At 68.6% G+C, this 12841-nt stretch carries 16 protein-coding genes; 11 read left to right on the forward strand and 5 right to left on the reverse strand.

Going from position 1 to position 12841, the window contains the following annotated elements:
• Nucleotides 1-19: 19 nt before the first annotated feature.
• Nucleotides 20-529: a DUF1993 family protein gene (locus KBZ19_RS07035; RefSeq protein ID WP_255100377.1), complete on the reverse strand. Its 510-nt coding sequence runs from the start codon at nucleotides 527-529 to the stop codon at nucleotides 20-22.
• Between the two features lie 54 nt (nucleotides 530-583).
• Nucleotides 584-1012, reverse strand: coding sequence for a hypothetical protein (locus tag KBZ19_RS07040; protein WP_255100378.1), 429 nt, complete (start codon nucleotides 1010-1012; stop codon nucleotides 584-586).
• A gap of 605 nt (nucleotides 1013-1617) precedes the next feature.
• Between KBZ19_RS07040 and KBZ19_RS07045 the strand changes: the two genes are divergently transcribed.
• Both KBZ19_RS07045 and KBZ19_RS07050 read left to right on the forward strand, forming a co-directional pair.
• Nucleotides 1618-2367 (forward strand): GGDEF domain-containing protein, encoded by a 750-nt coding sequence (locus KBZ19_RS07045; RefSeq protein WP_255100379.1) that lies wholly within the window; start codon nucleotides 1618-1620, stop codon nucleotides 2365-2367.
• A gap of 24 nt (nucleotides 2368-2391) precedes the next feature.
• Nucleotides 2392-2835 (forward strand): PPC domain-containing DNA-binding protein, encoded by a 444-nt coding sequence (locus KBZ19_RS07050; protein ID WP_255100380.1) that lies wholly within the window; start codon nucleotides 2392-2394, stop codon nucleotides 2833-2835.
• Here the strand turns inward: KBZ19_RS07050 and KBZ19_RS07055 are convergent.
• Nucleotides 2827-3516: a TetR/AcrR family transcriptional regulator gene (locus KBZ19_RS07055; protein WP_255100382.1), complete on the reverse strand. Its 690-nt coding sequence runs from the start codon at nucleotides 3514-3516 to the stop codon at nucleotides 2827-2829. The two genes, KBZ19_RS07050 and KBZ19_RS07055, sit on opposite strands and share 9 nt — an antisense overlap.
• A 231-nt stretch (nucleotides 3517-3747) precedes the next feature.
• On the opposite strand from KBZ19_RS07055, the gene KBZ19_RS07060 reads away from it, so the two are divergent.
• The 9 genes from KBZ19_RS07060 (at nucleotide 3748) to KBZ19_RS07100 (ending at nucleotide 11869) form a co-directional block, all read left to right on the forward strand.
• Nucleotides 3748-4566, forward strand: a complete 819-nt coding sequence (locus KBZ19_RS07060) for a Coq4 family protein (protein WP_255100383.1) — start codon at nucleotides 3748-3750, stop codon at nucleotides 4564-4566.
• A complete protein-coding gene (locus KBZ19_RS07065) occupies nucleotides 4563-5774 on the forward strand; it encodes an MFS transporter (RefSeq protein WP_255100384.1) in 1212 nt (403 codons plus the stop codon). Before KBZ19_RS07060 ends, KBZ19_RS07065 begins: the two co-directional genes overlap by 4 nt.
• Nucleotides 5775-5843: 69 nt before the next feature.
• Nucleotides 5844-6854 (forward strand): lytic transglycosylase domain-containing protein, encoded by a 1011-nt coding sequence (locus KBZ19_RS07070; protein WP_261346382.1) that lies wholly within the window; start codon nucleotides 5844-5846, stop codon nucleotides 6852-6854.
• 83 nt (nucleotides 6855-6937) lie between these two features.
• Nucleotides 6938-7195: a hypothetical protein gene (locus KBZ19_RS07075; RefSeq protein ID WP_255100386.1), complete on the forward strand. Its 258-nt coding sequence runs from the start codon at nucleotides 6938-6940 to the stop codon at nucleotides 7193-7195.
• Between the two features lie 9 nt (nucleotides 7196-7204).
• The gene (locus KBZ19_RS07080; RefSeq protein ID WP_255100387.1) at nucleotides 7205-8023 is read left to right on the forward strand and encodes a methyltransferase domain-containing protein; all 819 of its coding nucleotides are present in this window, start codon (nucleotides 7205-7207) and stop codon (nucleotides 8021-8023) included.
• Between the two features lie 26 nt (nucleotides 8024-8049).
• Nucleotides 8050-8967 carry an oxidoreductase gene (locus KBZ19_RS07085; RefSeq protein ID WP_255100388.1) on the forward strand — a complete coding sequence of 306 codons (918 nt, stop codon included), beginning with the start codon at nucleotides 8050-8052 and terminating at the stop codon, nucleotides 8965-8967.
• Nucleotides 8964-10229 (forward strand): extracellular solute-binding protein, encoded by a 1266-nt coding sequence (locus tag KBZ19_RS07090; RefSeq protein ID WP_255100389.1) that lies wholly within the window; start codon nucleotides 8964-8966, stop codon nucleotides 10227-10229. The genes KBZ19_RS07085 and KBZ19_RS07090 overlap by 4 nt, the downstream gene beginning before the upstream one ends.
• A gap of 10 nt (nucleotides 10230-10239) precedes the next feature.
• Complete coding sequence (locus tag KBZ19_RS07095) at nucleotides 10240-11460, forward strand: mechanosensitive ion channel family protein (RefSeq protein WP_255100390.1); 1221 nt, start codon at nucleotides 10240-10242, stop codon at nucleotides 11458-11460.
• A 61-nt stretch (nucleotides 11461-11521) separates the two neighbouring features.
• Nucleotides 11522-11869 (forward strand): hypothetical protein, encoded by a 348-nt coding sequence (locus KBZ19_RS07100; RefSeq protein WP_255100391.1) that lies wholly within the window; start codon nucleotides 11522-11524, stop codon nucleotides 11867-11869.
• A gap of 183 nt (nucleotides 11870-12052) precedes the next feature.
• Here KBZ19_RS07100 and KBZ19_RS07105 read toward each other — a convergent pair whose 3' ends face one another.
• Nucleotides 12053-12565: an HPP family protein gene (locus KBZ19_RS07105; protein ID WP_255100392.1), complete on the reverse strand. Its 513-nt coding sequence runs from the start codon at nucleotides 12563-12565 to the stop codon at nucleotides 12053-12055.
• Entirely contained in the window at nucleotides 12562-12837 is a 276-nt protein-coding gene (locus tag KBZ19_RS07110; protein ID WP_255100393.1) for an MSMEG_0570 family nitrogen starvation response protein, read from the reverse strand. The genes KBZ19_RS07105 and KBZ19_RS07110 overlap by 4 nt, the downstream gene beginning before the upstream one ends.
• Nucleotides 12838-12841 lie beyond the last annotated feature (4 nt).

The following is a 12841-nucleotide window of genomic DNA, read 5'->3' on the forward strand; positions in this document are numbered from 1 at the left end:
GGAAGGGGGCGGCCGGCGCTCAGGGGGCCCCGAGGAAATCGCGCTTGCCGATCACCACGCCGTTGTGGCGCAGGATCGCGTACGTGGTGGTGGTGTGGAAGTAGACGTTGGGCAGAACAAAGGCTGAAAGGAACGGCCAGCCCGCCATCGTGATCGTTTCACCCTTGCCGATCGGCACGGTGATCGGGCGCTCTTCGCCCCCATCGATCTGCTCGGCGCTGAAGCCGTCGAGATAGGCGATCGATTCCCGCAGGCGTTCGATCAGCGCCTCCAGGCTCTCCTCATTGTCCGCCATCGGCGGCGCCTCCAGGCCGGCCAGCCGGGCCACGCCGCGGCGGGCCACGTCGCTGGCGATCTGCACCTGGCGCGCCAGGGGGAACATGTCGGGGTAGAGACGGCTGGTGAGCAGCACGGCGGAGTCGAACCCCTGCACCCGGGCATGCGCCAGGGCCTTCTCCAGCAGGTGGATCAGGTTGGTGAGGGCGCGCCGCAGCGGCGGCACGGACGCCTGGTAAAGGGTCAGGTCCATGGATGCACCGAAAGCCTCAGCTGCCCGCCAAGGCTATGGGCTGCAGGCGCCGCCTCAGCTGGCTGGAGCAGGCGCCTGTGACGCAGGTCGGCGGGGCGCGCCATTAAACATCAGCTTCACCAGGTTGCGGCCGTCCGGCGAGATCAACACCTCGGTTTCGAGGGTGGCGGGCTGCTGGCGTTCCACCCAGGCGGGGGGGCCGCCGAGGAAGCGGAACAGAAAGCCATCGGGGCTGCGCTTCACCAGGCAGGGGTTGTCGGTGGAGGCGGTGACGAACATGCACGGCGCCGGCCGGTAGGCCTGCAGGCCGCCGTTGAGTTCCACCGCATAGGTGCGGGCGAAGTTGATGGCCCGCACCTCCTCGATCGGCACGCGCCACTGGGCCAGGGAGGCGGAGGAGCTGGCGGCGATCAGGGCAGACACGGCCAAGGGTGCCAGCAGGGCCGTTTTCACCCGGCGGGCCGTGAATGAGAGCAATGTCATGGCAGCAGTGTCATGGCAGCAGTGTCATGGCAACAGGGGCGATGCCTTCACCATGACCACAGGGAAGAAACGCGTCAACCCGTGCCGGAGGCCTGGGCCGGGAGCAGCGGTGCGCCTGCGGGTGGCCACCGAGCACCAGAGGGAACAGCAGTGGTGCTGTCTTGTACAGATGTAAACGCGCTCCCGTTGATTGACGCCCGCAATTGCTATCCTTAAATGAAGGTATTGCTTTCCATACGGACTTGTCATGGCTGTGGCCTCAGGTTCATCCACTCGATGATGGAGAGCAGAGTCTTACGATGGCGGCGAGCTAGCTGGAGGTGGCGAATGGAGCCACCGCCCTCCGAGCGCGAAAACAGTGACAGCCAATACAAAATGCAGCGCACTGACTCTTGCGTTTCCCCCATCGTTTTTCAACGGATGCAAAAGGGGAGACCCATACGTGCCGTTGATTTTCCCGCAAGTGGGCCTGTCCACGCCAACGTCGTTGGCCCTTTCCAAGTCACACGTTGCGTGAGCGGCCTCCCGGGCACGCAATGTCATGGCCCCGCACAGCAAAACGCTGGGCCTTCTTCCGCATCGGGCGTTGGGGCATGAAGGTGTCCATGAGGCAGCTGATCCAGAGCCTCGGCACCTTTCCCACGGTGCTGATCGTCACCACCTTTTCGGTTGTTTGCTCCGTAGCGCTCACCTCAACTCTCTGCTTCTTCGAGCAATGTGAGGCGCCGCGGATCGCCGTTGCCACTGCCATCGCCATTCCTGCGATGGTCGCGCCGCTGGCTACCTGGCCGCTGGTGGACCTGGTGATGCAGATCGATAGCCTCGAGAAGGAAATGCGCGCGATGGCCACCTTCGACCAGCTGACGGGATTGCTGACGCGGCAGGCCATCTTTGATCAGATCCAGCAAGTGATGCACCTGGCCGAGCGCGAGCATCGCCATGTTTCCTTGCTTGCGTTGGATCTCGATCGTTTCAAGGACATCAACGACACCCACGGCCATGCTGGCGGCGATGAAGTGCTCAAGAGCTTTGCCATCACGGTGAAAGCGGTTCTGCGCAAGAGCGACTATCTCGGCCGCATCGGCGGCGAAGAATTCATCATCTTTCTTCCCAATACCTCAGAGGAGGCTGCGCTCGCACTCTCAGAGCGGCTGCATCAGGCGATCCGGGAGTCTCTGGTGGCCTATGAGCAATCCTCCATTCGCTATTCAGCGAGCATCGGCCTGGTTTCCATGGTGCCCTCTGCCGAGATCAGCCTTGAGGAGATTCTCAAGCGAGCCGATGATCTTCTTTACCTGGCCAAACGGCAAGGCAGAGATTGCACCGTTTCCTACAACGATGGAAAACCAGGCTGAATCCGACCCACCCCCCAATCAACCGTGTCCTACCTACCGCTGCGGCTGCATCCCGGTGAGGATCTTCGCCATGCCCTGGAAGCCACAGCCACGGCACCAGGCAGCGGTTCATTCGTTGTTTCAGGCATCGGCAGCCTCTGGCGCCCCAGGCTCCGCTTCGCCGCCGCTGAAGCGGAAACCCAGCTCGAAGGGCCGTTCGAAATCCTGACGCTGTCGGGGTCGATCACCGCAGAAGGCGCCCATCTGCACATCGCCGTGGCCGATGGCCAGGGGCAGGTGATCGGCGGCCACCTCTGCTACGGCAGCCGCGTGCGCACCACAGTCGAAATCCTGACGGTCCGCCCCGAAGGCTGGCAGCTGCGCCGCCTCCACGACGCCACCACCGGCTACCTGGAACTCCAGGTGCAGGCGCTGCCTGGCGACATGGGGCCCACCGGCGCGCAACCCGCCGCTGGGGGTTCAGCCTGAGGCCGCCTCACCTGGGCCGCGGCCGGTGGTGATGCGGCGGCGCAGGTAAGCCACCGCCAACTGCACCGTTTCCTGCAGCAACTGCGCGCGGAGCGGGGGCGCCTTCGCCAGTGACAGCCACAGCAGATTGCCCACCGTCTTCACCAGCACGTAGGCCATCGTGCGTGCGTCGTCCTCGCTGAGCACACAGCCTTCAGCGCCCACGCGGGCGATCAGGGCCGCCGACCAATCCGCCACCAGGCGCACATCAGCCTCCTCCTCGATCGCCAGCAGATCGGCAGTGGCGCTCTGCGCCTCATTGAAGATCGCCTGATAGCCGGGGTGGCTTGTGAAGAAGCGATCGGTGAGCGACACCATCGCTTCGATGTAGGCGTCGAGCGGCAGCGCAGAGGCTTCGCTCTCCTCAAAGGCGGCCAGCTCCCTGTGCAGCTGCTCGCCGTAGCCGCGGGCCAGGCTGCGCAGGATCGCCGCCTTGTCGGGGAAGAACTGATAGAGGGAGCCGATCGGCACGCCGGCATGCGCCGCGATCGCGTTGGTGGTGGTGCTGGCCACGCCCTCGGCCACGAACAAGGCCTCGGCCGCCTCCAGGATCCGCCGCACCCGCTCCTGGCTGCGGGCCTGGCGGGGCTGGCGGCGCAGGCCGGTGGTGGAGACCGGCGCGGGGGTGGAGCGCTGCGTCATGGCCGCAGCCAGGAGCAGGCCGTCACAAAGAGGGGCACGAGCGGGAACTCAGACAGGGATGCAGAAGAGGGCTCAGGCAGAGGCGCGAGCTGGGGCACAGGCGCAGGCAGGCAAGACGAGCAATCCTCGCATTCTCCTTGACAAAGGCGAGGGACACTCATATTTTCACTGACGTGAGCACTCCTCATGTTCAGAGCTCACTGCCCGCACTGACCCTCCGCTCGCCCTTCCATGGCCACCACCCTCTGGCAGTCCACCGCTCACGCCGCTGCTGCCCCGGACACGGGCGCCACCAGCGCCGCAACACTCGCGGACGGCCCCGCCGTCCCTGCCCCGGTCGCCCCCGACCCCCTCTTCCGCATCCTCGGCACCATGCTCGCGATGAGCGGCGGTGACACCAGCCTGGAGCTGGTGGGCGTGCTCACCGACGGGCTGCTCGACACCCCCTCCTACGCACTGGCGGCGCAGCACCTGCGCCACGATCCCGGCTGCGCCGCCCTCATCGACGCCCGCTGGGTGCCGGGTCCGCATGACCTCGATCGGCTGGCGGCCCTGCCGGTGGGCTCACTCGGCCATGCCTATGCCGCCAGCCTCACCCGGCTCGGCTACGACCCCGACCTGCACGCCGGCATGGAGGCCGGCAGCCAGGCGACCTACGTGGAGGTGCGGCTCAGCCAGACCCACGACCTCTGGCATGTGCTCACCGGCTTCGACACCTCGCTGCTTGGCGAGATCGGCCTGCAGGCCTTTCACCTCGGCCAGTTCCCCTATCCCCTGGGCGCCATGCTCACGGCCCAGGCGCTGCAGTCGATCACGCTGTTCGACCCCGAACAGCTGCCGGCACTGGTGCTGGCCATCCACACCGGGCTGCAGATGGGCCAGCAGGCCCGGCCCCTGTTCGCCCAGCGTTGGGAGGAGGGCTGGGCGAAGCCCCTGCAGCAGTGGCGCCAGGAGCTGAACCTCACGCCCGTGCAGGAGTGGGCCGCCGCCGCGCCGCCCAGCGCCGGCAGCACCACCGCCCCCCTGCCGCTGGGGGCCGGGCAGCCATGACCTCCCTCCTGCTGCGGCATCAGCGTTTCCGCTGGCTCTGGCTGGGCCAGACGGTGCTGTTCTGCGGCGTGCAGTTCTGGTTCGTGGCCATCACCTGGCTGATGCTGCAGCGCACCGGCTCGGGCAGCGCCGTGGCGCTGGTGCTGATGGCGGCGGCACTGCCGCGGGGGCTGCTGATGCTGGTGGGGGGTGCCCTCAGCGATCACCATCCGCCCCGTGCCCTGGCGGTGCGGGCCAGCGCGGTGCTGGCGCTCTGCACCGCCGTGCTCAACCTGCTGGCCGCCCACGGGGCACTGGCGCTGGCGCCGGTGATGACGCTGGCGGCCCTGTTCGGCGCCGCCGAGGCCTGCGTCTACCCCGCCGCGATGGCCCTGCTGCCCCAGCTGGTGCAGCCACGGCTGCTGAACCGGGCGCACGCCTGGCTGCAGGGCAGCGAGCAGATCAGCAATGTGGTGGGTCCGGCCCTGGCAGGCGTGGCGCTGGCCATCGGCGGCGCCACAGCCGCGCTCGCCCTCGATGCCGGCGTGCTGCTGCTGGCCGCCTGCTTCTTCGTTCAACTCCGACCCCGGCCGGCCCTCTGGCACCGGGACGGCGCGGGCGGGCTGCTGCGGGGACTGCGCGAAGGCTGTGTGTTCGCCTGGCGCCACGGGGCGATCCGCACCGGTCTGGGGCTGATCGCGATGATCAACCTGGCCGTGCTCGGCCCGGTGGTGATCGGCGTGGTGGAGCTGGTGAGCCTGCGTTACGGGGGAGGAGCCGCCACCTTCGGCGCGCTGCAGGCCGCCTACGGCGTGGGTGCCCTGGTGGGGGTGGCGCTGGCCGGCCGGCTCGACCGCTTCCGGCTGGATCAGCCCTCGTCGGCGCTGGGCTGGCTCTCCGCCGCCCTGGGGCTGGGCCTGCTGGGGCTGGCCGCCGCCGGCGACGCCTGGGTGGCCGCTGCCGTGCTGGCGGCGATGGGGGTGGGCGGGGGCCTGGTGGGCGTGATGGCCACGGTGTGGCTGCAGCGGGAAACCCCGGCAGCGCTGCAGGGCCGCGTGATGGCGCTGGCGATGGTGGCCGGGGTGGCCTTCGATCCGCTTTCCCAGGCCCTGGCGGGCCTGCTGCTGGATGTGTCGCTCACGGCGGTGTTCCTCGCGGGCGGCGGCGCCCTGCTGCTCACCGCCCTGCTGGTGCTGCGCCCCGTACGAGCCGGTGACGTTCACCCCTAGCGTTGGCGCCGAAAACCCTGCCGCTGCCCCGCCGTGCCCAGGCTTTCCCCGCCTCAGCTGCTGATTGGCATGGGCGTCGCGGCGGCGCTGCTGGGCGGCGGCCTGCTGCTGCGCCCTGCCCTGGAGGCCTCGCGCGCCGCCGGCACCGAACTGGCCAGCACGCCAGCCACCCCGCCGGACCCCGCAGCGACAGACAGCCTGGCGGTGGGGCCGCGCCTGCCGCAGCTGCCCACCGATCCGGCCCTGCCCACCCACGCCGACGGGCGCCACTACCCATTGGTGCCGGCGGATCCGCAGCAGCTGGCCGCGCTGCTGGCGGCGGTGGAGGAGGCCCTGCGCGCCGAAGCCACCCCCGCAGAGGCGCTGCCAGCCCTCGGCCATCAGCAGCAGGTGATCTACCGGGTGCTGGCGCACCGGCAACCGCTCGCCGCCGAGGTGCGCCGTTCGCTGCCGCCCCGCTGGCTCAGTGTCTACGACCGGCACATGCTGGCGCGGCGCTCCTTCCTGGCCATGCACCGCAGCGACCGGCGGCCCACCAGCCTGCCCAGCTGGCGCATCCTGCCGCCACCGCCGCTGGAGCAGCTGGTGCGCTCCTACAAGCAGGCCGAGCAGGCCACCGGCATCGACTGGGAGGTGCTGGCGGCCGTGAACCTGGTGGAGAGCGGCATGGGGCGCATCGATGGGGTGTCGGTGGCGAACGCCCAGGGGCCGATGCAGTTCCTGCCCACCACCTGGGCCCAGCCCGGTGTGGGCAAGGGCAACATCCGCGATCCCCACGACGCCATCCAGGCCGCCGCCCGCTACCTGGTGCGACGCGGTGGCCTCAAGGACATCCGCAAGGGCCTGTGGGGCTACAACAACAGCGACAACTACGGCCGCGCCGTGCTGGCCTACGCGTCGTTGATCCAGGAGGACCCCCGCGCCCTGATCGGCCTTTACCACTGGGAAATCCACTACGCCGCCGCCGCCGGCGACCTGTGGCTGCCGGTGGGCTATGCCCAGAACCAGCCGGTCGCGGTGGCCGCCCACCTGCGGCGCCAGCCGGCCAGTGCGCCGCCGCCGGGCTCCTCCGGCTACTGAACCGGGTCGCGCCGCCGACCAGCGAATCGGGCGAGGCGTCACCGCCGGGGGCCAAACTGCTCACGACTGCGCCCGACACCTCCATGGCCCTGGATCTCAATGACCCGGAGCTTGAGTTCTCCGACCTCGTGTACGCCTACCAGAGCTGGGTGATGGCGGTGATCAACGACGAAAAGCTGGGCGGCGAAGAAACCCTGCTCACCGACGACATCGCCGAGGACGCCCTCAACGCCATGCGCTTTCTCTCCGGCGAGGTGACCTCCGCGATCGAAACCAGCCTCGCCCGCGTCTACGACGTGGACCCCGACGAACTGGCCAGCCTGCTGTTCCCGGAGGACTGAGCCGCGGCGATGGCCCCCGACCGCTACGTGCTCGGCAGCTCCGACGCGGAGATCGAGCGGTTGCGGCTGCAGCACGCGCTGTGGCTGCCTTCCGCCCGTGCCGCCTGGCAGCGCGCCGGGCTGCAGCCGGGTCAGGCGGTGCTGGATCTGGGGGCCGGGCCAGGCTTCTCCAGCCTGGAGCTGGCGCGGCTGGTGGGGCCCGGCGGGCGGGTGCTCGGCCTGGAGCTGAGCCCCACGTATCTGGAAGCGGCCCGCGCCGCGGCCCAGGCCGCCGGGCTGCCGCAACTGGAGCTGCGCGCCCACAACCTCAGCTGTGATCCACTGCCGGCGGAGGGCTTCCAGCTGGCCTGGTGCCGCTGGGTGGCGATGTTCCTGCCCACGCTGGAGCCGCTGCTGGACGGGCTGTCCCGCTGCATGGCCGCAGGCGGGCGGGTGGTGCTGCATGAATACGTGCACTGGCGCAGCTTCGGGCTGTACCCGAACGGAGCGGCCGTGGCCCGTTTCGCCGAGGCCGCCTACGCCAGCTTCGAGGCGGCCGGCGGTGATCCGGATGTGAACCGGCGGCTGCCGGCACTGCTGGCGGCGCGCGGCTTTCAGATCGACGCCTTGCAACCGCTGGCCCTGGTGGGGCGGCCAGGCGATGCGGTGGCGCGCTGGCTGGAGCGCTTCGTGGTCATCTACGGGCAGGAGCTGATCCGCCAGGGCCGCTGGAGCACCGAGGAGGCGGCGCTGGTGGCCGCCGAGATCAATGCCGCCCACCGGCAGAGTGGCGCGCTGTGGGTGGCGCCCACCGTGCTGGAGCTCCAGGCGACACAGTGGAACGCGTGAATGCCCGCCGCCCAGCCGCTCCCCCCATGCCCTGGACCGCTGACGCCATCCCCGACCAGAGCGGTCGGATCGCTTTGATCACCGGAGCCAACAGTGGCCTGGGGCTGGAATCGGCCCGGGCGTTGGCGGCCCATGGCGCCACCGTGGTGCTGGCCTGCCGCAGCCGGCGGAAGGGCGAGGCGGCCCGCAGCGAGCTGATCGCCAGCGTGCGGGGCGGCGGCGGGCTGGAGGTGCTGGAGCTGGATCTGGCTGATCTGCAGAGCATCCGCCGCGCCAGCCAGTGGCTGGACGACCAGTACGGCCGGCTGGATCTGCTGCTCAACAACGCCGGCGTGATGGCGCCGCCGCGCACGCTCACCCGCGATGGCTTCGAGCTGCAGTTCGGCACCAACCACCTGGGCCACTTCGCCCTCACCCTGCTGCTGCTGCCGCTGCTGCGGGGCCGAAGCGACGCGCGGGTGGTGACGGTCACCTCCGGCGCCCAGTATTTCGGCCGGATCGCCTTTGACGACCTGGCGGCGGAGCAGCGCTACAACCGCTGGGCGGCCTACAGCCAGAGCAAGCTGGCCAATGTGATGTTCGCGCTCGAACTGCAGGAGCGGCTGGCCGCCGACGGCAGCGGCGTGGCTTCGCTGGCGGCCCATCCCGGCCTGGCGCGCACCAACCTGCAGCCCGCCTCGGTGGCCGCCAACGGCTCGAAGCTGGAAGCGCTCAGCTACCGGCTGATGGATCCCCTGTTCCAGAGCGCGGCGATGGGCGCCCTGCCCCAGCTCCATGCCGCCACTGCGCCCAGCGCCAGGGGCGGTGAGCACTACGGTCCGGATCAATGGGGCGGTATGCGCGGCTGGCCCACCCAGGTGCGGATCGCACCGGCGGCGCTCGATGCCGCCCAGCGGCGGCAGCTGTGGGAGGTGAGCGAAACGCTCACGGGAATCGGCCGATGAAGCGCTGGGGGCGGATCGGCGCCGCGGTGGCGGTGCTGCTGGCGCTGAGCGGCTGTGAGGGCGGCATGGCGAACCTGCTGGGCCGTGAGCCGCTGTACATCTACGTGGAGAAGGCCGGGGGCTCGATCGGCAACCCCGCCCAGAACGAAGGCACCACCAGCCAGTCGCAATTGCTGATCGACGGCTTCCGCAAGCTCAACCCCAACGTCGACATCCACGTCAACCACTTTGCGGCCGATCGGATCGTGGAGGCCATGGCCTTTCGCCAGTCGCGCGGCCTGGGGCCCGATCTGGTGGTGAGCCCGGTGGTCACGGCGCTGCGGCTGCACGAGAGGGGGCTCACCGAAGCAGTGGCGTTGAACCCCGTGCAGTTCAATCGCCTGGCGCCCCGCTTCCGCAACGACTTTCTGATCGGCAACCGCTACCTGGCCATTCCGCTGCTGGCCAAGCCCCAGGTGGCCTGCTTCGATCGCCGCCGCGTCAGCGATCCACCCACCACACTCACAGAGCTGCTGGAACTCAGCGCCAAGGGGCTGCAGGTGGGCCTGCCGCTGCAGCTCGCCGACCTGCTGTGGACCGCCAGCAGCTTCGAGGCTGACGACACTCTGTTGCAGCTGGTGGAGCACCCGCCGAGCAAGACAACCTCCACGCCTGTGCTGGTGTCAGCAGATGACCGCAGGCAACTGGAGGAGTGGCTGACCTGGCTGGCCGCCACCAACCTGCAGAGCAATGTGTCCTTCTCCGAAGACGACGCCGATCTGGTGGGCCAGCTGGAGCGAGGCGACCGGGACTGGATCAGCTGCAACGGCAACTGGCTGGAGCCGCTCAGCCGCAAGCTGGGCCAGAACCTGGGCATGTCGGTGCTGCCGGGGGCGGAGGGCCGTCCGGCGAAACCGATCACCGCCTTGCGGGTGTGGAGTTTCGGGCGCCATTCCACGGGCCGTCAACGGAAATTGGCAGAGGCCTTTGTGTTGTTCAGCCTCAACAAGGTGAACCAGCGGGAGATGATGCTCTCCGCCCCCGGCACGCTGCCGGTGAACCCCGATGTGCTGGTTCCCACCAAGAGTTCCCATCGCCTGGCGGCCCTGGCCACGAGCCTGGAGAACTCCCACATGCTGAACTTCAGCAACCCGGAGCAGACCGTGGCGGCCGGCCGGGCGATTGATTTCGTGCTGCAGCGCACGGTGCAAGGAGAGCTCACGCCGGCCGAGGCCACCGCCATGCTGCTCTCCCATCGCCCTGCTGCGGCGCTGGCACCGTGAAGGGCGGCCGATGAACAGCCTGTTGTTTGAATTCACCGGCTGGCTGGGCTACCTGAGCCGGCCGGTGGTGTTGGTGCAATGCCTGAGCGCCGGTGCGCTGCTGGCGTTCTTTCAACTGGTGGTGCGGCCACGGCTGCGCCAGGGGGGCCGCCGGCTGGCGCTGGTGGGAACCGTGGGGTTGCTGCTGGCGCTGCGGCTGAATGCGGCGCTGCTGGAGTGGCTGGGGCAGCCGGCCGGCCTGGCGCTCTACTTCATGCGCATGTATGCGATCTGGCTGTTCCTGGCCTTCCTGCACGAAGCGCTGGTGCTGCGCTTCCCGATCCGCGGGGTGGATCGTCTGTTCAACCAGCTGGTTCGGCCGTTGTACGTGCTGCTGGTGGCGGGATCGCTGGTGAACCAGCTCGATTCGCTCGAGGATGTGGCCGACATCCCCTTATTGCCGGTGTTCGGTGACACGATCACCACCGGCAATCTGTTTCTGCTGCTCACAATTCCCTATTTCCTGGTGGCGATCTCCGCCTACCCGGTGAGCTGGCTGGCGCGCTTGCTGCAGGGGCTGCTGCATTTCAGCGACGGCACCCGCGAAGCCACCACGCTGGTGCTGCGTTATCTGCTCATCGGTGTCGGCGTGCTTTGGCTGATGCACCGGGTGGGCCTCAACACCAACGCGATCGCCGCCATCGCCGGGGGGCTGTCGGTGGGCATCGGCTTCGGCATCAAGGAGGTGTTCTCCAACTTCATCAGCGGCCTGTGGCTGCTGTTCGAAGGATCGGTGCGGCCCGGTGAGATCCTGTTCATCGATGGCGATCCCTGCGAGGTGCGCAGCCTCGGCCTGCGGGCGGCCGTGCTCTGGCGCGACCGCGACAATGCCGAACTGGTGATCCCCAACCAGGACTTCTTCACCACGACCACCGTCACCTACACCGGCACCGACCGCCTGCGCCGCAGCCAGTTGGATGTGTCAGCCGCCTACCGCCACGACCCCGCCCAGGTGATCCCTTTGCTGGAGGAGGTGGCCCGCCAATCGCCTCGCGTGCTCAGCCAGCCACCACCCAAAGCGCTGCTGCTCAGCTATGGCGATTCCGGCATCCACTACGGCCTGCGCTACTGGATCGAAGATCCGATGAACAACGGCAGCATCAAAAGCGAAGTGAGCATCGCCGTGTGGAAGCGCTTTGCCGAGGAAGGCATCGAGATGCCCTTCCCGCAGCAGGTGGTGCATCAGGCGTGAAGCAGGCACCAGGCAGCTGGTTCCTGCAGCATGGGAATGGCGGTCCTTCGGCAGGAACGGGATGAGAAGGCTTCACATCGCACTCGCAACAGACAACATCGAAGCCACCATTGACGACTACTCCAGACGCCTGGGCAGCCCGCCCTGCACGGCCATTCCCGGGGAGTATGCGTTGTGGCGGACCGAAGTCTTGAATCTCTCCGTGCGCCAGGACTCCGCCCTTCCGCCAGGCTCCTTGCGCCACTTGGGCTGGGAAGATCCATCAGCCACCGCCTTCACAACCGATACGGATGTCAACGGCATCCTCTGGGAGCGGTTCGCCGCCCACCATCAGGCCGAGGAGATCAAGGCGTTATGGCCGGAGGTGAGCGGCAAGACCGCCCGTGGGCAGCAGGATGACTCCAGGTGAACAGACGGTCGAGTCACACCACCCTCCTGGCGCCGCTGAGCAGAACACAGACAGAGCTCAGCGCCAACGACAGGTCGCGCCTGAAGTCGAAAACGACGATGCCATGAAGACGCGCTGGCACAGCCGTCACACAGCTGCCTTTATCTCGACTCAACTCGCTCCACCCCAACCGCATCAAGCCCCTCACCAATACTTCGGATACCTGCCAGCTCTCACGGCGTTGTTGTAAACCAGCGCCACCACCGTCACGATCACGGCGCCCAGCACAGTGGGGAAGAGCAGGAAGCCCCAGCCGGGCTGCAGCAGGAACACGATCACGGGGTTGGAGCCGGCCGGGGGATGCACGGTGCCGGTGGCCATCATCAGGGCGATCGCGGTGGCCAGGGCGGCGGCCATGGCCCACCACTGGGGGCCGAACAGGCTGAGGAACAGCAGGCCCACGGCGGTGCTGAGCGTGTGGCCCAGCACGATGTTGCGCGGCTGGGAGAAGGGAACGTCGGGGTAGCCGAAGGCCAGCACGCAGGTGGCGCCGAAGGAGCCGAGCACGAAGGGGGCACTGAGGCCGAGCTGCAGCAGGGCAACGGCGGTGATCGCCAGGAAGCCGCCCAGCCAGGCCAGGGCGATGGCCCGGCGGGCGGGCCGGGGAGGAAGCGGCGCCCGGTCACCGCGGAACTTGGCGAAGAAAGAGGCATTCATGGGGCGCTGATCTGAACGAACTGGTCGGCGGCGTAGGCGGTGGCGGTGTGGCGCAACTTGCTGCGCTCCTCATCGGTGCGCGTGCAGGCGAAGCCATAGCGGGCCCGCACCCGCTCGGACGCCTCAGCCAGCGCACGCTCGGCGCGCTGCTGCAGCTCCGCCACCGGCAGCCGCTCACCGGGCTGGAGGTGCTGCAGGATCACCGTCGAGGGCGAATAGAGCATGGTCTGGCGGCCATCGGGCCATTCGAGCTGCAGCAAGACTTCGGGCATGGCA

The organism is Synechococcus sp. L2F, from assembly GCF_024345695.1.
Classification (GTDB): Bacteria; Cyanobacteriota; Cyanobacteriia; order PCC-6307; family Cyanobiaceae; genus MW101C3.